The organism is Streptomyces sp. NPDC006510 (assembly GCF_040611955.1).
Lineage (GTDB): Bacteria > Actinomycetota > Actinomycetes > Streptomycetales > Streptomycetaceae > Streptomyces.
The window spans coordinates 22,770-45,662 of the sequence record NZ_JBEXPH010000053.1; the positions used below are offsets into that span (position 1 = coordinate 22,770).

The following is a 22,893-nucleotide window of genomic DNA, read 5'->3' on the forward strand; positions in this document are numbered from 1 at the left end:
GTTCTCCTCGGTGCTCATGCGCGGCTGTCACCACGCATGGACCAGTTGTCGAGCTGGGGCAGCCGGCCCAGCTTTCCGGGGTGCCAGGGCTCGGTGCCCCGGCTCTCGGACGCCGTGAAGCCGCGTCCCAGCTCGTCGCAGAGGTACTGGACGACGAAGCGCCCGGTGGACGCGGCGCGGATCAGTCCGCCCATGCCGACCCACTGCCCGGCCATCGAGAATCCGTGCAGGCCGGGCAGGCGCATGCGGTCCTCGCCCACCAGTTTGGCCGCGATGTCGTCGGCCTCGGAGAACGCCTTCCAGGCCAGGATGGAGCCGTCGTGGTTTCCGGTGTAGCGCCGGGTCGTCGCCGGGGAGGCGACATCGACCAGCTCGATGCGCTCGCCCGTCCCCGGCAGCCGGCGCTCCAGGAATCCCCGGACGAAGTCGGCCACTTGGCGCTTCTTCGCGCGGTACTCCTTGCGGTCGGCGGCGCGCAGCGCCTTCCAGTACGCGAAGTCGCTGAAGTAGGTGCAGTGGATGACCGATCTTCCGGGCGGGGCGAACCCGTCCGAGTAGTCGGAGCGCAGTTGGACCACCACACTGCTCTGGAGCGCGCCGGGCAGTTGTGCGGCGTCCTGCGGAGCGAGCAGATACGTGGTGCTGTGGGCCCGGTCGGGGCCCAGCTCGCCCCGGACCCCGACGAAGGCGGAGACCACGGCGGGGAACAGGGTGCCGGGGCGGTGCAGCAGTTCGTCGTAGAGCTTGTCGATCCGCGGCCCGGTGAACCGGCCCTGCAGCAGTCCGTGGATCGTGGTGTGGCCGTCGCAGGCCGAGACGATGTGGTCGGCGTAGTAGCGCCTGCCGTTGCGCAGTTCGATCCCGACGGCGCGACCGTCCTCGACCAGAATTCGTTCGACCCGTGCCCGGTAGCTGATCCGGCCGCCCAGCGATGTGTAGCGTTCCTCGATCGACCGGGCCAGACCGAGTGAACCGCCTTGCGGGAAACCGGCGTTGTGATGGTGGGCGCCGGCCATGTTGAACAGGTACGGGAGGAGCGGGAAGCCCTCCGGGTCCTGGAAGAAGATGTTGCGGAACGCCCTGCGCAGCAACGGGTCCTGGAACCGGTCGGCGAATTCGTGCATCGGCGTCGAAGCGGTGCGCCAGAACAGCCGGAACGCGGGCAGGACGGTGCGCAGCAGCGCCGCTCTCTCGCGTACGGTGCGCAGGGCGGGGGCGGTCAGGAACGGATACAGCTCGATGCCGGTGAACCGGCGCAGATCGCGGCAGAAGGAACGGATCAGCCGGGCGTCGGCGGGCGAGATGCCGAGCAGGTGGCGTTCCAGCCGGTCCGGGTCGTTGTAGAAGGTCACGGAGCGGCCGGTCTCGTCGACGACCCGGTTGAACATCTCGAAGTTGGTGATGGTCTTGCCGTCGAGCGCCCCCAGTTCGCGCCACACCTGGTTGGCGTCGTTGCCGGTGGCCGTGCCGATCAGCCACTCGATGCAGTAGTCGAAGATGTAGCCGTCGCGCGACCAGGCCGTGCAACAGCCGCCGGGCAGCACATGTTTCTCGAAGATGCGGGAGCGCATCCCGTTCATCTGCGCGTAGCAGCCGGTGGACATTCCCGCGACGCCGGCGCCGATCACGATGACCCGCGGGCCGCCGTCCCCCGCCCGGTCACGGGTGCTCCACTCGCCCTCAGCCTCATCGGACATCGGCGCCGCCCTCCTGGAGGATGCCGCGCACCAGGTCGGCGTTGCGGGCCGCGTGCTTGGGGTCGAGCATGTCGGCGTGGATCCCGGAGCCGCGCAGCACGGCCGTGGCCGTGGTCGAGCTGCCGTGCCAGGTGCCGGACGCGCCGGCGGCGTAGAGTGCCGTCTTCTCCTCGTCGGTGACCACGCTGACGGTCGCGGACACCGTTCCGAGGTTCGGTGTGCGGCCGCAGAAGGCCAGGTACTCGGCGGCGTGGTCGAGGGTTTCGCGGGCGACGGCGTCCGATCCGGTGTGCTTGCGCAGGTGTTCGGCGAGTTCCGCCTCGAAGAACTCGATGTGTTCGGGGCCGGGTACGTACGGTTCGAGGATGCGGTGCGAGTCCAGCACGATCACATGGGCGACGTCGCGTCCCCGGCCTTCGAGTTCCTTGGCCACCTCGAATGCGAGGTTGCCGCCGAGCGAGTAGCCGAGCAGCAGGCATCGGCCCTCGGGCCGGTGGGATTCGACGAGGTCGGCGTAGCGGGCCACCTTGTCGGCGCCGGGTACGTAGTTGAAGGCGATCAGCCGGTACTCGGGCAGCGTGGCGGCGAACCCCCGGTAGACGAGTCCGTGGCCGCCCGCCGGCGGGAAGCAGAACACGGTCCGCTCCCGATCGCTGTTGAAACTGAGGCAGGGCAGGTCGTCGGAGACCGAGCCGGTGGCGAGGCGCTCCAGTGTCGCGGCCATCCCGTGCAGGGTCGTCACCCGGTACAGCAAGCTGACGGGGATGCCGACGCCGAATTCCTTCCTCAGCCGATGGATCAGCTCGATCAGCTTGATGGAGCTGCCGCCGACCTCGAAGAACTCATGCGTCAGACCGACCCGCTCCAGTCCGAGGAGTTCCTGCCAGTGCCGGGCCATGCTCACTTCGAACGGTGTGCTCGGCGTCTCCTCGGGCTCGTCGTCCGCATCGAACCGGGGCATCGGCAGGGCAGCGAGGTCGACCTTGCCGTTGGCGGTCAGCGGCAGTTCCGGCAGTACGACGAAGTGGGCCGGAACCATGTACGCGGGCAGCCGGTCCGCGAGGTGCCTGCGCAGCGCTCGCCGGTCCGGTGCGGGGTCCCCGGCCGGTACGCAGTAGGCGCAGAGCATGTCCTCGCCCCGGGTGTCGGGGCGCACCGTGACGACGGTCCGGGCCAGCCCGGGCCACTGGGCGAGGTGTGCCTCGATCTCGCCGATCTCGATGCGGTGGCCCCGGAGCTTGACCTGGTCGTCGGCCCGGCCGAGCAGATGGACCCGGCCGTCGGCGTCCCAGCGTGCCGAGTCGCCGCTGCGGTAGAGGCGTACGGGGCGGGCGCCCGGTTCCCGGCTCAGGGTCCGGGTGACGAAGCGCCGGTCCGTCAGCGTGGGGTCGCCCGCGTAGCCGAGGGCGACGCCGTCGCCGCCGATCCACAGCTCGCCGGGCACACCGGGCGGCACCGGTTCACCGTGCCGGTCGAGCACATGGAGTGTGCTGTTGCTCAGGGGCCGTCCGATCGGCACCGTACGTCCGGGTTCCAGGTCGTCGACGGGTCCCTCGAAGCAGGCGCTGTCGATGGTCGCCTCGGTGACCCCGTAGGAGTTGATCAGACGGGTGTGCGGCCCGCACAGGCCGTGCAGCCTCCGGTACTCCCCCGCCTTCCACACATCGGACCCGACGACCAGCAGACGCATGAAGTCCAGCCGCAGGCCCCGGCGTTCGCAGTGGTCCATCAGACCGCGTACGACGGCGGGCACGAACTCCGCGCAGTCGACCCGCTCCTCGCGCATCGTGGTGTACAGGCGCTCGGTGTCGAAGAGCAGATCGCGGTCGGCCAGCACCAGGCTGCCGCCGGAGCACAGCGCGCGCACCACGTCACCGGTGAAGACGTCGAACGACGGGGCGGCCATCTGGAGGTGCACCCGGACGTCGCGGTCCAGCCGGTACTCCTGGAGCCAGGCCGCGTAGGCCGAGGCGAGGTTGCGGTGGCTGACCCGCACGGCCTTGGGGAGGCCGGTCGAACCGGAGGTGTGGATGATGTACGCGGGCGAGTCGGGATGGGCCGGGTCCTCGGCAACGGACTCGACCGCGCTCCGGTCGTCGGCCCCGGGAGCCGTGTCGGCAACCCCCTGACGCAGTTCCCGCAGCGTGAGCGTCCGGGCCGGCACCCCCGCCATCCGGTCCCGGCCGGCCTCGTCCTCGACGACGACGAGGGTGGCGCCCGCGGTCCGTACGGTGTGGGCGGCACGGTCGGCCGGGTGGTCGGCCGGGATCGGGAGATAGGCGCCGCCGGTCCTGAGCACCGCGAGCAGTGCGACGACGAGGTCGGGCGACTTCTCCAGGCAGAGCGCCACCACCGAGCCGGCACCGGCCCCGAGCCCACGCAGCCGTCGGGCCAACTCGCCCGATCTGCGGTCCAGTTCCGCGTACGTCAGCCGATAGGACGCACCGTTCAGCGCCGGGACCGTGATGGCCACGGCGTCCGGGCAGCGGGCGGCGGTCTCGCTGATCAGCCGATGCACCGGCCGGAAACCGTCCGCCTCGCCGTCCCCCGCCGCCGCCGGGGGCAGCGCGGCGCGCCCGGCGCCGCTCCACTCGCCGACCAGCCGTTCGCGCTCCTGGGCGCCCAGCATCTCCAGCCGGGAGGTGGGCCGATCCGCCGGAGCCCGGGTCATGCTGTCGAGCAGTGCGGTGTAGTGTGCTGCCATCCGTCGCATGGTCTCCGGCAGGAACAGGTCGGTGTTGTACTTCAGGACACAGTGGAAACGCCGCTCCGCCTCGTCCTCGTACACGGACAGCGTCACATCGAACTGACCTTCTTCTTCGGGGAGTTCGATGTACTGGAGCCGATAGCCGTACTTCTCGGTGGCGACCTTGTGGGTGAGCAGGATGAACATGGCCTGGAACACCGCGGAGCGGGTGGGGTCGTGCTGGAGTCCCAGCTTGTCGACCAGCAGGACGAACGGGTACTCCTGGTTGTCCAGGCCGCCCAGCACGTTCGTACGGACCTGTTGCAGCAGTCGGGCGACCGACGGATCGTCGGACAGATCCGCGTGCAGGGGGAGCGGGTTGACGAAGTAGCCGTAGACGGAGGCGAATTCCTGCTCGGTCCGGCCGGTCACCGGGCTGCCCACGATGACCTGGTCCTGGCCGGAATAACGTTGCAGCAGGAGGTAGTAGGCGCTCAGCAGCACCATGAACGGGGTCACGTCGTGCTCGCGGGCCAGGGCGTGCACCCGGGCGGTGAGCGCGGCGTCGAGTACGAAGAACTCCGAGGCGCCGTTGTGCGTCTGCACGGCGGGACGGGGCTTGTCGACGGGCAGTTCCAGGGTCGGCACCTCGGCCGGCAGGTGCGTGCGCCAGTAGTCGAGCATGCGCGGCGCGGCCGGTCCGGCCAGGAAGCGGTTCTGCGCGTTGAGGAAGTCCAGGTAGCGGGCGGTGACGGGCGGCAGCGAGGGGGCCTGGCCCTGGCGCAGCCCCTCGTACACCGCCAGGAGCTCCTCGATGAAGGTGAACGTCGAGATCGCGTCGGAGACGATGTGGTGCACCGCCTTCATGATCACCCAACGGTCGTCGGCGCGCTTGAAGAGGCGGAAGCGGAAGAGCGGGTCGCACTCCAGGTCGTACGGCTTGCGGTATTCCGCCACGATCGTGCGGTGGATGTCCTCCCACTCCTGGTCCTGCACATCGAACAGCGCGACGTCCGGGTCCGCCGCCGGCGACACCTGTTGCATCGGCACGCCGTCCACCGTGCGGAAGTTGGTGCGCAGCGCGGGGTGTCGCGCCACCAGACAGCGCACCGCCTCGAACATGAGGTCGGGATCGAGTGCGACCCGGACCTCTACCGCGCCGCCGATGTTGTACGCGTAGCCCTCGGGGTTGAGCTGCCTGAGGAACCACAGGGCCTTCTGGTTCTGCGTCAGCGGGTGGCTGAGTTCGTCCTCGAATACCTCCACCGCGGCCGTGTCGGCGCCCTTGGCATCGTGGGCGACCAACTCGGCCAGAGCATCGTGGAGTTGACTGATCAGCTCGGCGACGGGAGTGCCGCTCAGCAGCGCCACCACGGGCGGGGCGACGCCGAGCTCGGAGCTGATCCGGGCGCGCAGCTCCATCGCGAGGAGCGAGTCGAGCCCCAGCGCGTTGAGCCCGGCCTGCGGATCGATCCGGTCGGGGCCCGTCCGGAGCACCGCGGCGGTCAGCGCGATGAACCGCCCGGTCACGAGGGTCAGGCGTTCCGCCGGGTCCGCATCGCGGAAGGTGTCGATGATGCCCTCGCCCGCCCCGGCGGCCGTGCCGGCGGGGGCCGCCGCCGCCAGCTCGGCGACCAGCCGGGGCGGTGACGCGTACCAGGCCAGGAACACCGGCCAGTCGACGACCGTGGCGACGAGCAGCTGGGCCCGGTCCTGGCCGATGACGCGCTCCAGCACGGCCATGCCGACGTCGGGTGCGAGCGAGCTCATCCCTCGGTTGTGGAGGTAGTGGTCGACGAGTCCCAGCTCTTCGATCATGCCGGTGGCCCACGGGCCCCAGTCCACGCTCAGCCCCGGCAGCCCGAGTGCCCGGCGATGCTGGGCCAGCGCGTCCAGGAAGGCGTTGCCGGCGGCGTAGTTGGTCTGGCCCGCCGTGGTCAGCACCGAGGCGATCGAGGCGAACAGCACGAAGTGGTCGAGCGGTTCGTCCCGGAGATGGCGGTGCAGCAGGTGGGCACCGACGGCCTTGGGATCGTGGGCCTCGGCGAACATCCGGCGGTCCATGTCCTCGACAAGTGTGTCGCGGACCTGACCGGCGAGATGGAACACGCCGCGGACCGGCAGCGGATCGGTGCGCCGGTGAGCCTCCAGCCAGGACGTGAACGCGGCTTCATCGGTGATGTCGAGCGGTGCCAGGACGACCCGTGCCCCGAGCGCCTCCAGTTCCTTGACGAAGGCAGTGGCACGGCCTCCGGTGGTGTCGGGGTCGAGATCCCGCCAGGCGGAACGCTCCGGCAGGGCGGTGCGGCCGATCAGAATCAGGCTGCGCGCGCCACGCCGGACGAGCGTCCGGCAGAGGAGTCGGCCGAGTGCTCCGAAGGCGCCGGTGACCAGGTAGTTCGCGTCGGTGCGCAGGCGCAGCGGAAGGGGGTGCGTCAGCTGTTCGGCGCGCCGGATCCGGCTGGTGCGGCGGGCCGCGCCACGCAGTGCGATCTCCTCCTCGTCGTCGGTCAGGAGTTCACGCAGCAGCGCGCGGGCCTCGGCCCGGCATCCCCCGTCGCTCGGCGCGCCGGGGTCCAGATCGATCAGCTTGCCGGGGTGGGAGATCAGTTCCTGGTGTCTGAGCACCCGGCCGACGCCCCAGGCGGGGGCTCCCAGCGGCTCGACGGTCTCACCGGGCTCGACGTTCTGGGCGCCGCGGGTCACGATGTGCAGCCGGCCGGCCGCATCGCGGCGGCGCAGCGTCCGGGCTAGCGCGATCAGTGAATAGGCCCCGGTGCCGCTGTGCTGTACGAGGTCCTGCGGTGAGGACTTGGTGAACTGAGGCAGGTCCAGGTTCCACAGATGCACGATGGGGCCGATGGGTCCGGCAGGGCCGATGAGGCGCCCGCTGTCTCCGCCGTCGTTGCTGTTCTCGCCGTCCCCGGCTTCGCTCAGGTCGGTGAGGAGCCGCTCCAGGTCGGTGGCGGACCCCGGTTCGACGGTGAACGCGCGGCCTTCGCCCCCTCGTCGGTATGTGTCGCCGGGACGCACCAGATGGCAGCGCTCGCCCCGCTCGGCGAGCAGGGTGCTCAATGCGTCGCCGACGCCCTGGCTGTCGGCGAACACCAGCCAGGCGCCGCCGGTCGCTGCTCCGTGGCCGACCGCTGCTCCGTGCCCGGCCGCGACATCGTGCTCGGTCCCGTCCTTGGCGGAATCGACGGGGCTGTCGATCCAGACGGTCTCGGCGAGCCAGGAATCGATCGTGCCGAGGCCGACCGCGGTGGACGCCTTCTCCACGTCGGCTGCGCGGAAGCCATGGATCCCGCCGAGGGGTTCACCGCTGTCCGCGTAGACGGCCATGTCGCCGACGAGCTCGTCCGCGTCGCCCCGGGTCACCGTCGCATGCACCCAGATCGGCCGGTCTCCCACCGGGGCGAGGCGCAGCTCGTCGATCGAAAGGGGCAGGCGGATCCCGGAAGTCTCCCGCTCCGGTTCGCCTTCGGCTTCGCTGTCGGGGAGCTGCGTCGCCAGCAGGGACTGGAAGCAGGCATCGAGCAGCACGGGATGGATGTGGTGTCCGGCCGCGTCGTCACCGATCACCGCGGGCGGACGAAGTCGGGCGAGCACCTCTCCGGCGCCGATCCACACCTCGTCGATGGCCCGGAACGCGGGCCCGTAGTGGTAGCCCAGGGCGGCGAGCGCCGCGTAGCAGTCCTCGCCGCTCAGCCGGCGCCGGGTGCGCGCCCGGAGGGCTTCGGTGTCGGCGGGGGGCCCGGCCGGTCGCGGCTGCCCCGATCGCACGACTCCGCTCGCGTGCACCGCCCGGTCGCCCTCGTCCTGCCCCGCCGAAGCGATCGTGAAGGCCGCGTTCTGCGAGGAGAGGCTCAGGCGCACGGCCCGGTCCTCGCCCTCGGGCAGGAACAGTGCCTTGCGGAACTCGATGTCCGTCAGCACGACATGGGTGCCGCCGGTCAGGGACCGTACCGCCTGCGTGGCCATCTCCAGGTACCCCGCTGCCGGGAAGACGACCGTGGACTGGATGCGGTGGTCGTCGAGGTAGGGCAGCCGCTCGGTGTCCAGAGTGGTGTGCCAGGTCGGCTCGGTGTCCGCGGTGCGGCGGCCCAGCAGGGGATGGTCCACATGTCCGAGACGGACCTGGGCGACGGGTGCGGGCTCCGTCCAGTACCGGTCGCGCCGCCACGGGTAGCGGGGCAGGACCACCGGTCTGCCCGCCGGGTGCAGGGTGTCCCAGGCGATGGGAACGCCGAGGTTGTGCAACTCCGCCAGCGAGGCGGCGAAGCGCTCCGGTTCGTTCTCCTGGCGGCGGATCGACGGCAGGGTCCGTGCGGCCGTCCCCCTGGCGTCGAAGCACTCCCGGACGGAGTGGCCGAGCACCGGATGCGGACCGATCTCCAGGAACAGTCCGTACCCGTCGTCGGCGAGCCGGTCGACGGCCGAGCGGAAGCGGACCCGGTGGCGGACGTTCTTCCACCAGTAGCCCGCGTCCAGTTCACTGCCGTGCGCCGTGCCTTCCTGCCCGGTCAGGTAGAGCGGAACGGTAGCGGCCCGGGGGTCGAGACCGTCCAGGGAGGCCAGCAGTTCGTCCTTGATCGTCTCCATGCCCGCGCTGTGGTACGGAACCTGCACCGTGAGGAACTTGGCGAATACCTGCTCCGCGCGCAGCCCTTCCGCCAGCTCGGCCAGCGCGTCGCGGTCGCCGGCCAGTGTGACCGCCGAGGGACTGTTGACCGCGGCCACGGACACCCGGTCCCCGAAGGCGGCCACCCGGAACTGCGCCTCGTCCTCGGGCAGGCTCACGGCGAGCATGGTGCCGGTTCCGGTCAGTTTCTGCTGGAGCCGGCTGCGGTGCACCACCACCCTCGCCGCGTCCTCCAGGGAGTAGACCCCTGCCTCGTAGAAGGCGGCGACCTCTCCGGTGCTGTGACCGACCACGGCGTCCGGCCGCACACCGTACTGGCGCCACATGGCCGCGAGCCCCACCTGGACGGCGAAGTTGGCCGGCTGTGCGAGCCAGGTCTCGCCCATGCGCGATCCGGCTTCGTCTGCCTTCATCTCCTCGATCAGGGACCAGCCCGCGATCGGGCGGATGGCCCGGTCGCAGCGGATGACCGCGTCCCGGAACGTCTCGTCGCCCTCCAGCAGCTGGCGGCCCATCCCCCACCACTGCGGCCCCATGCCGGTGAAGACCCAGACCAGACCGCGCTGTTCGGCTTCGAACTGCCTGCCGTGGATGACTCCGGGGTGGGGTTCACCGCGCAGGAAGGCACCGAGTGCCTCGTCCAGTCCGGCTTGTGAGGAGTACACGACGGAGAGCCGTGACTCCAGGTGCTGGCGGCGGCGGGCCAGGGTGTAGCCGAGGTCGGGCAGCGACACTCCGGGCCCGTCGGCCCCTGCCAGCTCGCGGCGGATGCCGGCCGCCACCTCCGGCAGGGCTTCCGGCGTGCGGGCGGTCAACGGGAGGAGATTCCAGGCCCGTTCGCCGGGTGGGGCCTGCGGGGTGCTCCGGTCCGGTGCCTGCTCCAGCACGACGTGCGCGTTGGTGCCACCGAAGCCGAAGGAGTTCACCCCGGCCCGTGCGGGTCCCTCGTGTGCGGGCCATTCGACCGGCTCGGTCGGGATGCGGTACGGGGAGGCCCCTTGGTCGATGGCGGTGTTCAGCTGCTCCAGGTTGATGTGGGGCGGGATGCGACGGTGCTTGAGGCAGAGCACGGTCTTGATCAGGCCGGCGATGCCCGCCGCCGCTTCGGTGTGCCCGATGTTCGTCTTGACCGAGCCCACGTAGCAGGGCGCGTCGGGGCGGCGGCCCACGGCCAGCGCCCGGCTCAGTGCGTTCGCCTCGATCGGGTCGCCCACGGGCGTGGAGGTGCCGTGCGCTTCCACGTACTGAAGGTCGCCGGGCGTGATGCCGGCTTCGCCGCAGACGCGTCGGATGAGGGAGACCTGGGCGTCCGCGTTGGGCACGGTGATGCCATTGGTCCGGCCGTCCTGGTTGACCCCCGCGCCGAGGATCACGGCGTGGATGGGGTCGCCGTCGCGCAGGGCGTCGTCCAGTCGTTTGAGCGCGACCAGGCCGACGCCCTCGGCCCGTACGTAGCCGTTGGCCGTGGCGTCGAACGCGCGTGAACGGCCGTCGGGCGACAGGAATCCGCCCTTCGTCTCGGCGATGGTGTACTGCGGCGCCATGTGCAGCAGTACGCCACCGGCCAGCGCGAGATCGGTCTCCCGGTTGTTGAGGCTCTGGCAGGCGAGGTGCACCGCCACCAGGGAGGAACTGCACGCGGTGTCGATCGACAGGCTCGGTCCGCGGAAGTCGAAGCAGTACGAGAGACGGTTCGAGACCATCGTCATCATGGTGCCGGTGGCGGTGTGGGCGGCGAGTGATCCGAAGCCCAGGTCGGAGAACTGAAGGATCTTGTAGTCCAGCGTGAACGCACCGACGAACACGGCGGTATTGCTGCCGGCGAGCTCTGCGGGCCGCTGGCCTCCATCCTCCAGTGCCTCCCAGGCGACCTCCAGCAGTTTGCGCTGCTGCGGGTCCATGTGGTCGGCCTCGCGCGGGCTGATGCCGAAGAAGGCGGGGTCGAATTCGTCGAAACCGTCAATGTATCCACCGCGACCGCCGATCAGTCGACCGGGTTTCTCCTTGTGTCTGCTGCCGAGAGTGCCGACGTCGTAGCGATCGGCCGGTGTCGGTGTGATGCAGTCTTTGCCCTCCATGAGGTTCTGCCAGTACGTGCGGTGGTCCGACGCACCGCCGGGCAGTCGGCACCCCATGCCGATGATCGCTACCTTTTCGCTCACGGGGGCACTGTTCAGGTCGGGCAAGGCTGTACTCCTCGAGTCGTGACGCCGCGGCACGGCATGAAAGGGCGGTTCAGGCAGAACCGGTCCCGGGCCCCTTCGCACGGCGGAAGGGGTGGAAAAGGCTGGCAAAGATCTCCCCGGTTCCGGGGAAGGACGCGGGATCGCCCAGCCCGACCGCGACCGGCTCGCGGCCGGGCCGCCAGGTGTAGCTGTCGAAGACGTGGTCCCAGATCGACAGGTCCGAGCCGTAGTGGCCCGCCTCGGACAGATCGGTGCTGTGGTGCAGTCGGTGTTGTTCGGGGCTGGCGAGCACATGGTTGAGCCGGCCGATGCGCACGCCGATGTTGGCGTGGACGAAATAGCCCTGGGCGGCCACAAAAAGGCCCACGACGAACACGGAGTCACGGGAGAAACCGACCAGTGCCAGAGCCAGCTGAACGGTTCCCTGCGCGAGAACGATATCGAGGACGTGATTGACACCATTATTGGCGACGTTGACCTTTTCCGGCACATGGTGCACGCCGTGCAATCGCCAGAGTATCGCGTTGGTATGACCGAGCCTGTGCACCAGATAACTGGCAAGGGAACCGGTCAGCAATGCTGCGGGTATTTCCGCCCAGAGATTGATCTCCGACTCGCGCGGAGACACTTCGGAGACGACCTTGGAAACCAGAAATTGCGCAAATGCGCTGGCCACCATCGTCAGCAGGAAGTAGACGCCGTACCAGCGCCACTCACCGGCGTTCGGGTGCCAGGCACGCCGGTGCGGAATCAGCCGTTCGAGCGCGGTGAGATAGCAGATGACGCCGAGCAGGAAGAGCGGGCTCACACGATCGGGATCCCAGTCGAGACACAGCGCCGTAGCGGCCACCGAAACCGTGCCCGCCAGCAGGATCGGGTACGCCGCCACGCGCACGACAGCGCGCACGGAGGCGACCGGCACCCCTTTCCTCCGGGCCCGACCGGAATTCACCTCCGGGTCATCGCCGGGCAACGGTTCACAACTTTCCACTCACAGCACCTTTACGAAAGGAATCAGCACAGCAGAGTGCACAGACCGTGAAAGAGAAACTGATTACTTCCTGCGGGCGCACGAGACCGGCGCACCGGACGTCACCTGTCACACGCAAGGAATACGGGATGAAGTGTGATGCGGGTCGCCTCATGGACCCCGCGGACCCGAGCGCCGTCGCCGGACGGGCCCGCCCTACTAACTTTTCCCTGCTCGGCATCCTCAACCGTCGAAATCAAGCCTCATCCTGATACGGGGCAGCGATGATGGCGAGAATTGCCGGTGAGAACTGAACCAATCGATCCGCCGTGAATATGAATTACTAATAGTACCGACGGGTCTCTTCAATTCGTCACTTCGCCGCACGCCCGTACGTTGTGTCCGTCCATGCATCCGCCCGGTCCGGGGCGCTCAAGCCACCAGGGGCCGGTCCTGCGGTGCGATCGGTGCCGGGAGCACCGTGGAACCGCTCAGATAGCGGTCCGTCGCTGCGGCGGCGGACCGTCCCTCCGCGATGGCCCACACCACGAGGGACTGACCGCGCCCCGCGTCACCGGCGATGAAGATCCCGCCCGTCCGGGTACGGGCCGCCCGCCCGGACGGCTCCGTCGTCATGGCCCCGAAGCCGGCGTTCCGGGCGAAGTTTCCCCGGGCGTCCAGTGTGAGTCCGAGCTGCCGCATCAGCCCGGTGCCGTGTTCGGGGCCGTAGAAGCCGAGGGCGAGCAGGACCAGATCCGCCGGGATACCTCGTTCGGTCCCCGGGCGCGGCCTTCTGGCTTCTGGTTCCACTTCCGCCAGCCGCAACGCGCGCACTCGCCCCGACCGGTCCCCCTCGAAGCGGAGGGTGGCCGAGGAGAAGACCCGGGGATCCGCGCCCTCCCGCCCACGGGCCTCCTCATGGGCATGGGATATCCGATAGACCTTCGGATACGTGGGCCAGGGCTCGCTGTCCCGCCGGTCGTCGCCGGGCTCCGGATTGATGTCCAACTGCACCACGGAGGCGGCCCCTTGGCGCAGCGCGGTACCCATGCAGTCCGAGCCGGTGTCCCCTCCCCCGATGATCACCACATGCTTGCCCTCGGCGGTGACGGAAGGCGCGTCGCAGTCACCCTCGGTGACCCGGTTGGCCAGGGTCAGATAGTCCATGGCCTGGTGGATGCCCTCCAACTCACGGCCTGGTACGGGAAGTTCCCGTTGCCCTCGCGCACCGACGGCGATGACGACCGCGTCGTGTCGCACGGTGAGTTCGGCGGCGTCGAAGTCGCTGCCGATGTCCACCCCCGTGCGGAATTTGGTGCCCTCCGCCCGCATCTGCTCGATGCGGCGGTCCAGGTGGCGTTTCTCCATCTTGAACTCGGGGATGCCGTAGCGCAGCAGTCCGCCGATGCGGTCGGCACGCTCATAGACGGCGACGGTGTGACCTGTTCTCGTGAGCTGCTGCGCCGCGGCCAGGCCCGCCGGGCCGGAGCCGACGACGGCGACCGTCTTCCCGCTGAGCCGCCCGGGCGGCTGCGGTGACGCGTATCCGCATGCCCAGATCTGGTCGGCGATGGCCTGCTCGACGTTCTTTATGGTCACCGGGTCGGCGTTGATGGTCAGCACACAGGCGTCCTCGCACGGGGCCGGGCACAGCCGCCCGGTGAACTCCGGGAAGTTGTTCGTCGCGTGCAGCCGCTCGGCCGCGGCCCGCCAGTCCTCCCTCCGCGCGTACGTGTTCCACTCGGGGATGAGGTTTCCCAGCGGGCAGCCGCTGTGACAGAAGGGGATGCCGCAGTCCATGCAGCGCCCGGCCTGCTCCGACACGAGGGGCAGCCGCGCCTGTCCCGCGTAGACCTCGTTCCAGTCACTCAGCCGCTCCTGGACGGGCCGCGCGGGGACGGGCCGGCGGGGGAACTTGAGGAAGCCATGTGGGTCGGTCATGGGCCGCCTCCATCGCTCATTCGCGGTGCACAGGCGTTTTTGCCAGCCTACGCCCGCTTTGCCCCCTACCCACCATGCCGGGAGCGCCCTCTCACTCCGATCGGAACCACGACGGGTCGGCCGCACAGCGGCGCATTACTGGTATGGACATGACCAATCGCCCTGACTAATCTCGACGTTGGTCTAGACCTAGTGAGGTGGAGCGCGCCCACCCCACTCGTCTCGCAGCGCCCCCACACCTCCCTCAGGAGCGAAGCATGCGCAGAAGGATCACCTCGTTCGTTCTCGGCCTCGGAATCGCCGGAGCCTCCCTCCTCGTCACCACCGGAAGCGCCCAGAGCCATGGCTACACCGATGCTCCGGTCAGCCGTCAGCAGCTCTGCGGCAACGGCACCGTGCGCAATTGCGGCCAGATCCAGTGGGAGCCGCCGAGCGTCGAAGGTCCCAAGGGATTCCCCGCCCGCGGCCCGGTCGACGGCACCATCTGCTCCGGCGGAAACGGCCGGTTCTCCGAGCTCGACGACCCGCGGGGCGGTGCCTGGCCCGCGACGAAGGTCACCGGCGGGCAGAGCTACACGTTCCGCTGGCGCATCACGGCCCGGCACGCCACGACCGACTTCCGTTACTACATCACCAAGGACGGCTACGACCCCGCCAAGCCCCTCACCAGGGCCGACCTGGACCCGCAGCCGTTCCTGACCGTGCCCTTCGGCGGACGTCTGCCGACGTCCACGGTGACCCATGCCGGAGTCCTGCCGCAGAAGTCGGGCAAGCACCTGATCCTCGGTGTCTGGACGATCGCCGACACCGGCAACGCGTTCTACGCCTGCTCGGATGTCACCTTCTGAATCCGGTCCGCACCTGTGCGACGTCCGCTGCCCGGGGTGGGGCCCATCCCGGGCAGCGGGGTTGGTACGGCGGCGTCCTCGGGGCCTCTCGTCGGGGTCAGGCCTGGCTCGCGGGGCCGGCGTGATCCCGGACGGAAGACCCCAGCCGATGAGGGCCTCAGTGATCCGTCGGCCGGTCTGCGCCGCGTCCCACAGCTCGGTCACGGCCGTCGCGTCGAACGTGCCGTCGACCTCCGCCACGGCGGCCCGCGTCGCACCGTCCCGGTCGGCCAGGTGAGCGACGGGTCAGGCCCTCGTCGCCCGCGCAGGGCGCGATTGCCCGAAGGGCGGCCAGGAACCCCGCCGACTCGACGGCGGCGTCCGCCGAATCCGCCAGGTCCTCGACGGTCGCCACCTGGCCGTCCAGCCACCGGGAGAACGGCTCCTGCCGCCGGCCCACTCCGTACGGCGGGCAGTGCCGGTCATCCCAGCGTGCCCGGCACCCGCCCGTCGACCCGTTTTCCGGACCGGCCTCGCTACGGCGTCGCCGCTCCGGCTCCGGTGACAGGACCCTCGACGAACACCGGGGACGGGCCTGCCTCCAGGGTGATGCTGCCGTTCGTCGGCTGGGTGACGGAGCGTCGGCCCCAGGAGTCGACCAGCGTGACCGGGCCGGTCGCCGAGACCGTGAGGTTCCGGGCGGTGGTCGACCACACCACACGGGTCGTGCCGCTGCTGCCGGTGAAGCGGACGGAGTGGGCCGGTGCGGCCGGCCCGTCGTCACCGGCGTATGTCTTGCCGCCGAGCATCCGGGCCACCACGGCCTGGGCGACCGCGGCCGGTTTCGGGGCATTGGCGGTGACCGAGACCGGATTCGCGGTGGTGGCGGTCACGGGCTGCCGGAGCATGCCGAAGTTGTGTTCCTTGTTGGCGGGGTCGTTGCCGTCGTCGACCAGGTCGTACCAGTAGACCCGGGTCACGCCGTTGGCCAAGCCGGTGGCGTAGAGCCGGATCAGGTTGTCGGCCTGCTGGCGTTCGGTGGTGCCGTGACCGGTGTCGGTGGGCCAGCCCATCTCGCTGAGGATGATCGGTTTGTCCTTGCCGCCGTTGGCCGCTCGGATGCGCTGTCGCAGGCCGGCGATGGTGTCGCCGGAGCCGCCCAGCCACTCCGGACCGCCCGGGTAGTGGTAGGGGTGGACACTGTAGGCGTCCATCGCCTCCAGTCCGCCGCGGTCGATCAGATCCGGTGCGAAGCACTTGGTGCCGTCGGCGGCCACACAGTTGCCGATGCCGATGGTGGCCGGGCCGACCACCGTGGCGCCCGGGTCGGCGGCCTTCACGGCCTGGTGGACCCCTTTGAGTACGTCCAGGTAGCAGGCGGCGGTCCTCCCGCAGGCGCTGGTGTTGAAGGTGCCGGCGTTGTACTCGTTGAGCACCTCGACGTTGCTCTGGTCGTAGTGCTTGAGCACCGCCGCGGCGAACTTCCCGAAGGCGGCGATGCCCTCGGGGCTGCTCGGTGTGTGGCCCGAGTCGTACAGGGGGTTGGCGCCGTTCGCGATGATCAGCGGAGTGATGCCCAGCGCCCGGGCGCGGTCCATTTCTTCGGAGAAGGCGGCCGGGAAGGTGTAACTGCCCTTCGCGGTCTCGAACCGGTGCCACCAGGCGTCCTCGCGGATGTGCGCAATGCCTGCCTTTCGGGCCTCGTCCAGCACGTTCAGGCCCCAGCCGGCGCGTCCGATGTGCACGGCGGCGCCGAACGGTGAGGCGGGGCCGACCGTGCTGTCCGGCACCGGTTCGATGACGGCGAACGAGGTGCGCAGGTCGGTCGGGTCGGTGGAGGAGCCCGCGTGCAGGGAGAGTTCGAAGTAGCCGGGGTCGAGGTCGGCGACGGGAATGGTGGCCTTCCCGCCGGAGAGCCAGCTGGTGCCGCTGCGCACCCGGGTGCCCTGCTCATCGGTGACCGCCCAGGAGACCGAGGCCGCCGACGAGCCGAACTCCACGGCGCCCTGCCCCCGTTGGAAGATCAGGCTCGGGGAGGTGACGGACAGGGTGAACGTCGCGGCAGGGGCGGACGGCGGGAGAGCCACGATCAGGGACAGCGCGAGGGCCGGCGCGAGTGCGAGAGCCGACACGCGGGCGAAGGGTGAGCGCCGTCGTGAACCCGGCCGGTTGCGGCGCGGGCGCCGGGAGCAGGCAGTATCGCCGGTGCCGATGGAGGTGTTGGTCATGGTGATTCGCCCTCTCGCTGCTGATGGTCGACGTGACGGTTGTCGGGAACGGTGGCCGGTGGGCGCCGCTCGTCGCGGCGCCCACCGGTCCGGGCGCAGGTCAGCGGGTCAGCTGCACCTGCTGGTAGCGCACCAGCTTCCAGTTGTTGAGCCCGTCGCCCCAGGTCTGCCATCCGTCCAGACCGAGCGAGCGGTAGTTGTCCCGCTGCACACGGTCGTGCTTGTTGACCGTCAGGGTCAGCGAGAACGAGGGGTCCTCGGGCGACAGCGGGGCGATCCGCTTCCACGGCACGGCGACCAGGTAGGTGGTCGTCCCCGCCGCCTCGTCACGGGCCACCCGGACATCGGCCCCCTCCACGGTCCCCACCGGGTAGTCCTTGGGCAGGGATTCGACGAAGACACCCGGTCCCTCCGTCACGGTGTCACCGGCGTAGAGCATGTACCAGTCGGCACCCCAACGACCCAGCCCCTCCCCCGGTTTGCCCGGCTGGACCCCGATGCCGATGCTGTCACCGGCGGGCAGCCAGGCCACCTTCTGTGCCGTCCGGTGGTCCTTCTCCCGGACGACCGCGGAGACATAGAGGTTCTTGTCGTCCCAGGTCGCCCACATGTCACCGTCGGCGACTGAGGGTTCGATGCCGTTGTACGTGCCGACTTCGGAGAGGTCCACCTTGGGTACGTTCTCCAGGCCGGTGAGCCTGCCGTCCACCAGGTGCGGGGTGGCCCTGGCGATCGGGCTGAAGCCGAAGGAGTCGCTGTCGCGTACGGTGCGTCCGTCGGCGAGCCTGGCGGTCACCCCGACCGGCTTGACGGCATAGGCGGAGGCTCCGTCGACGGTGGTGCGGAAGGTGCGGGCGGCCAGCGGTGGGACCGTACCGCCGCCGTCGATACCCCGGCCCGCGATCGTTCCGGTGAGGTCGCCGAAGGACCAGTCGACGCCGGTCACCCCGACCGGTGCGTCCGGCGAGTGGTTGGTGACGGTCACCGCCAGCCGGTCGGTGCGGACGCCGCCCCTCACCGACATCTCCGGGGACACGTCGACCGTCACCGGATCCGCCGTCACCTCCGTGCCGGTCGCGACCGCGCCGGCCCGCTTCCCGTCGAGGGTGACCGCCGCGGCCAGGCCCCGGCTGCCGGGGGTGTCACCGGCCGGGACCTTCAGCGCGGCGCTCGCCCGTCGGCCGGGCGCCGCCGAGACAGTGACCCGCTCGCCCTCGATCTCGAAGACCGCGGTGCGCCTGCGGGCCGATGCCCCGTCACCGTGGCCGGTGCCACGGTTGTCGAGTGTGGCGGTCACCGGAATCTCCGCGCCCGCCGCGATCTCGCTCGGCGCGGACAACGACAGCAGCGGTGACTCCTCGACCTTGTCCACCGCGGCCCGCAGATAGACCGGGGCGCCGGTGGCCGTGAGGTGGACCCAGCCGTCCACCGGCTCCACCACCCGCTCCGAGCCGAGCATGTCCACCACGGTGACCGGCTTCCCGGTCCGCACCCGGACCGGTTTGCCGGTGCGGTCGCTGCTCCACAGCGCAGTGGTCACCGCGCCGCCACCGGGCGAGCCGGGCGCGGAGCCGAACGTGTAGGCGTGCAGGTCGGGGTCGCCGGTGCGCAGCCGGCCGGTGAACTTCGCCTCCGTCAGTTCGCGGGCGACGGTGGAGTAGGCGAGGTAGGCGGGCTTCGGGTTGAGCCCGTTGGCCTCCGGGCCCGTCTTTCGCAGCAGGCCGAAGTTGTGCTCCCCGTTGCTCGGCCCGTTGCCGTCGTTGATCAGGTCGTACCAGTAGTAGCGGGCGATGCCTGCGGCCTTGGCCTCCAGCAGGGCGCGTGCGGTGGCCTGAGCCTGGGTCTGCTCATTGACGCCGATGCCGTCCCGGTCGGCGGAGGTCCAGCCCTGCTCGGTGATCCAGATGGGGAGTTCCTTGCCGTCGTTGTATTGACGCATCAACCGCTTGAGGCCCGCGATGTCGAGCTCGACGCCCTCGGGGTCGCCCGGGGCCCGGTAGGGGTGGATGGAGATCGCGTCCATGTGCTTGAGCCCGCCGAGCTTGAACAGTTCCTCGAACCAGTCCAGGGGCACCTTGAACGACGAGGCACCGACCAAGGTGATCTCCGGATCGGCGGCCTTGACCCCCGAGTACGCGGCGGCCAGCATCTTGGCGTAGCACTTCGCACTCTGCGAGCACACTCCGCTGGAGAAGCCGCCGTAGTACTCGTTCCAGACCTCCAGCGACTCGATCCGGCCGTCGGCCTTCTCCGCGACCTGCCCGGCGTACTTCCCGAACGCCCGGTACGCCTCGTCGGTGCTCGGGATGTTGCCGTAGTCGGAGTTGCCGAAGCCCAGCAGCATCAGGCCGTTCTGGCCACGGGCGCCGAAGTCCGCGGTGACGCGTTCGCTGGCCTCGGGCCACTGGTACTCGCCCTTGGGGCGCTCGATGCTGCTCCAGTAGACGGAGTCGACGCGCAGAGTGTCGGCTCCGGCGCGGGCGGCCAGCTTCGTGCTGTCGTCCCAGGCGTCGCCGGGTGCGGAGCGGTGGTGGTGGTTGATGCCGAAGAACGAGTCGGTGGTGTGCTTCGGGTCGGGGCCGGGGTGCTGCACCGCGAAGCCGGCGGTGCGGGCGAGGGGGGCTCCGTCCGCGGCGGTTCCGCGAAGCGTCAATGTGTAGTAGCCGAGGGGAAGTTCACCGGCGTCGACAGTGCCTTCGCGGGTGGCCGGGTCGATGGCGGCGGTGCCCTGCCGCACGGTGCGGCCCCGGTAGTCGCGGACGCTCCAGGGCACGGAGCGGTCGCGGGCGGAGAGGACTCCGAAGGTCGCCCGCTCGCCCGGGTCGAAGAGGTTGCCGGGGGTGGTCACATCGATCTGTACGTCATCGGTGTCGACCGGGGACGGCGCGAAGGCGTAGCGGGCGAAGCAGACCGGTTTCTCACTGGATCCCATGTCCTGCGCCCAGGTGGCGATGCGCATGTCCCGGCCGTGCTGTCCGCCGGTGAACGCCCCGTCCGGGATGTAGAAGTGCGCGGTCTTCCAGGTGTTGGTGCCGGTCGTCTTCACGATCCGTGAGGTGCGCCACGGGTTCGCGACCCCGTCGTAGACCAGCGCGAACTTGGTTCCGGGCGCGTCGAAGTAGTCGATGTCGACGGCCGCGTGGTTCGCCCCCTCGTGCTTGAGGCGGGCGTCCAGGGTGACGTACAGGAACTGGCTGGGGCGGCCGGGGCCGATCTCCCAGCAGTCGCGGTCGCCGTACGTCTTGACATTGGCGCTCGCCTCGTCGCTGCCCGGGGACGCGTCGATGGTGACGCCCTGGGCCTCAAGTGTCCTCCCCAGCACGGCAGTCGCCGATTCATTACCGTCCGCTGCGGTGGACCCGGCCCCTTCCGCGGAGGCGGCGGCCGGGCCGAAGGCCAGCAGGCCGAGCAGCGTGGAGAAGGCCACCGCCGCGCGGAACAGGCATCTTGGTGGTCGATGTCGCATGGCGTGAAACTCCCTGATCATCGGGCGCGGGGGTGCTGCGCGCGGTCTCTGTGGAGAGGTGGGCCGAACTGGGCCCGAGGCGGCTCCGGGCCGTTGCGCAACCGCTTGCTCAAGCGCGGCACACACTGGCCCCGCAAACAAACTCTGTCAAGGCTTCACACAGGAACCGCCGGAATCGCACAAGCAGTTGCGCATCATGGATAGGCTGAGGCCATGGCGGAACGGGGCAGGGTCACACTGAGCGATGTCGCGGCGGTCGCCGGGGTGTCGCTCTCCACGGCATCAAGGGCGTTGAACGGCGGCGGCCGCGTCTCGACGGCGACGCGATCGCGCATCGCGGAGGCCGCGCGCAGACTCGACTTCCGTCCCAACGCCCTGGCACAGTCCTTCGCGTTGGGACGGAGCCGGACGATCGGCATTCTCGCCCGGAACGCCCGGGGGGCGTTCACCGAGCCGGTGCTGGTCGGGGCGGTCACCCACCTCGGCAGCCGGGAACAGGCGTGTCTGCTCTACGACACGTGTTTCGACCCGGACTCCATGGCCGAAAGCGTCCGCAGGCTGCTGGCCCGGCGCGTCGACGGAGTGCTGGTACTGGGCGACGACCTCCGGGCCGAAATGCGCTCCGTCACGGCCGAGTTCTCCGTCCCGGTCGCCTACGCGTTCGGACTCACCGACCGGGAGGGCGACTCCTGTTACGTCCCCGACAGCCGGATGGCGGGCCGGACGGCGGGCGAACATCTGCTGTCGCTGGGCAGGCGGCGCATCGCGCACATCACCGGTGAGGCGGCCGACACCGCGACGCAGGGCCGTGAGCAGGGGCTGCTGGCCTCGCTCGCCGAAGCCGGGCTGCCCCCCGCGACCGGCACGCTCCGGGGCGACTGGAGCCGGGAATGGGGGGCCACCGCCTGCCGCCGGCTGATCGAGTCCGGAACCCCGTTCGACGCCGTCTTCTGCGGCAACGACCAGATCGCGCTCGGCGCGGAGTCCGTCCTGCTGGAGTCGGGAAGGCGGGTCCCGGACGACGTCGCGCTGATCGGCGTGGACAACTGGGAGTACGTGATAAGCGGTCAGCGCAACCGCCATCTCACCACCATCGACATGGGGTTGGCCGCGCTGGGTGCCGCTGCCGCGGCCCAGGTGGCCGACGGACGCGACGCCCCCGGGATGCATGCCCACCCGTGCACACTGGTGGTCGGCACGACGACGACCGGACCACGGCCGGAGGTCTGAAGCGGTCGTCCCGACGGCCTCGCGGTCACTCGGTGGCAGCGAGCCGTGCGTGCGGCTGGACGGTGACCAGGGCGATGCCCCCGCAGCACACCGCGAGGAGCAGCAACTCGGCGGGAGAGGGTGCCGGCGCGGTGTCCAGCGCCCAGTCGCCCAGGCGCACGGTGAAGGGAACGGCCAGTTGCACGGCGGCCGTGAAGACCGGCCCGCGGAGCAGAATGAGCCGGTGCTGGACGAGGTAGGCGGGCGCGTACACGACCGCGCCCAGCACGACTGTGCCGCCGGTCGCGGCCGGTGTCGGAGGGTGGGCGATCAGCGCGGGCAGGGCCATAGGGAGCAGCAGACAGGTGGCGGCCGCGAGCAGTACGGGCAGCACGGCAAGGGGCGGCAGCCCCGACAGCCGGTCCCGGTACAGGAACCCGTACACGGCGAAGGCCACGGTCGCCGCCACGACCAGCAGCAGCCCCAGCCCGTCCGCGTCACCGGCGTCCGCACCGAGCGCCGCGTATCCGGCGGCCGCCGCGCAGGCGAGTACCGCCCCCGCCACCTTGCGCGGCCCGGACCGTTCGCCGAAGAACAACACGCCGACCGCCACCGAGGCGCACGGCATCAGCGCGACGACGAGATTGGTGAGCGAGGTCCCGATGCGCGGGATGGCGAGGAGGGTCCCTGCCGCGTACCCGGCGAAGCCGAGCAGGCCCAGCAGCCAGACCGTGCCCGGCCTGGCAGCGGCCCGGCGCAGGTCGGCCCGGCCGTCCGCGGTGGAGGCGGCGACGGCGGTGAGCACCACGCAGCACACCGCGGTGCGGCCCACGGCGACGATCAGCGGTTCGGTCCCGGTGACCAGGGCGCCGGAGAGCAGCCAGGTTCCGGCGAGCAGCAGTACGAGGACGGCCGGCATCGCGCGCCCTTTCCGTGGGTGGTGGTGGAACGGGCAACGGATGCGGAGCCGTTCGGCGGCCGGACCGCCCGCGTCGCCGGAGTGCCGGTCGGGGCCGTCGGCGGCGGGCGCCCCCCGAGTCG

General features: G+C 70.3%; 9 protein-coding genes. 2 read left to right on the forward strand and 7 right to left on the reverse strand.

The window, feature by feature from the left end; all coding sequences use genetic code 11:
* Positions 1–14: 14 nt before the first annotated feature.
* The 4 genes from ABZY11_RS18335 to ABZY11_RS18350 form a co-directional block, all read right to left on the reverse strand.
* Positions 15–1,697 carry an NAD(P)/FAD-dependent oxidoreductase gene (locus ABZY11_RS18335; protein WP_356480108.1) on the reverse strand — a complete coding sequence of 561 codons (1,683 nt, stop codon included), beginning with the start codon at positions 1,695–1,697 and terminating at the stop codon, positions 15–17.
* Complete coding sequence (locus tag ABZY11_RS18340) at positions 1,687–11,211, reverse strand: amino acid adenylation domain-containing protein (protein WP_356480109.1); 9,525 nt, start codon at positions 11,209–11,211, stop codon at positions 1,687–1,689. The genes ABZY11_RS18335 and ABZY11_RS18340 overlap by 11 nt, the downstream gene beginning before the upstream one ends.
* Positions 11,212–11,260: 49 nt before the next feature.
* Positions 11,261–12,133 carry a sterol desaturase family protein gene (locus ABZY11_RS18345; RefSeq protein ID WP_356480110.1) on the reverse strand — a complete coding sequence of 291 codons (873 nt, stop codon included), beginning with the start codon at positions 12,131–12,133 and terminating at the stop codon, positions 11,261–11,263.
* 480 nt (positions 12,134–12,613) lie between these two features.
* Positions 12,614–14,122 (reverse strand): glutamate synthase subunit beta, encoded by a 1,509-nt coding sequence (locus tag ABZY11_RS18350; protein ID WP_356480111.1) that lies wholly within the window; start codon positions 14,120–14,122, stop codon positions 12,614–12,616.
* Between the two features lie 257 nt (positions 14,123–14,379).
* Here ABZY11_RS18350 and ABZY11_RS18355 point away from each other — a divergent pair, with 257 nt between their 5' ends.
* On the forward strand, positions 14,380–14,970 hold the full coding sequence (locus ABZY11_RS18355; protein ID WP_356480112.1) for a lytic polysaccharide monooxygenase auxiliary activity family 9 protein: 591 nt from the start codon (positions 14,380–14,382) through the stop codon (positions 14,968–14,970).
* Between the two features lie 515 nt (positions 14,971–15,485).
* Here the strand turns inward: ABZY11_RS18355 and ABZY11_RS18360 are convergent.
* Together ABZY11_RS18360 and ABZY11_RS18365 are read right to left on the reverse strand one after the other, a co-directional pair.
* Positions 15,486–17,081 carry a hypothetical protein gene (locus ABZY11_RS18360; RefSeq protein ID WP_356480113.1) on the reverse strand — a complete coding sequence of 532 codons (1,596 nt, stop codon included), beginning with the start codon at positions 17,079–17,081 and terminating at the stop codon, positions 15,486–15,488.
* A 196-nt stretch (positions 17,082–17,277) separates the two neighbouring features.
* Positions 17,278–20,643: a glycosyl hydrolase gene (locus ABZY11_RS18365; protein ID WP_356480114.1), complete on the reverse strand. Its 3,366-nt coding sequence runs from the start codon at positions 20,641–20,643 to the stop codon at positions 17,278–17,280.
* Between the two features lie 213 nt (positions 20,644–20,856).
* On the opposite strand from ABZY11_RS18365, the gene ABZY11_RS18370 reads away from it, so the two are divergent.
* Positions 20,857–21,873 carry a LacI family DNA-binding transcriptional regulator gene (locus ABZY11_RS18370; protein ID WP_356480115.1) on the forward strand — a complete coding sequence of 339 codons (1,017 nt, stop codon included), beginning with the start codon at positions 20,857–20,859 and terminating at the stop codon, positions 21,871–21,873.
* A gap of 25 nt (positions 21,874–21,898) precedes the next feature.
* Here the strand turns inward: ABZY11_RS18370 and ABZY11_RS18375 are convergent.
* On the reverse strand, positions 21,899–22,893 hold a 995-nt coding region (locus tag ABZY11_RS18375), incomplete at its 5' end, for a DMT family transporter (RefSeq protein WP_356480116.1).

Coding starts and splice junctions, on each gene's coding strand:
- ABZY11_RS18335 (WP_356480108.1), bottom strand. CDS start 1,697: ATGTCCGATGAGGCTGAGGGCGAGTGGAGCACCCGTGACCGGGCGGGG.
- ABZY11_RS18350 (WP_356480111.1), bottom strand. CDS start 14,122: ATGACCGACCCACATGGCTTCCTCAAGTTCCCCCGCCGGCCCGTCCCC.
- ABZY11_RS18355 (WP_356480112.1), top strand. CDS start 14,380: ATGCGCAGAAGGATCACCTCGTTCGTTCTCGGCCTCGGAATCGCCGGA.
- ABZY11_RS18365 (WP_356480114.1), bottom strand. CDS start 20,643: ATGCGACATCGACCACCAAGATGCCTGTTCCGCGCGGCGGTGGCCTTC.
- ABZY11_RS18370 (WP_356480115.1), top strand. CDS start 20,857: ATGGCGGAACGGGGCAGGGTCACACTGAGCGATGTCGCGGCGGTCGCC.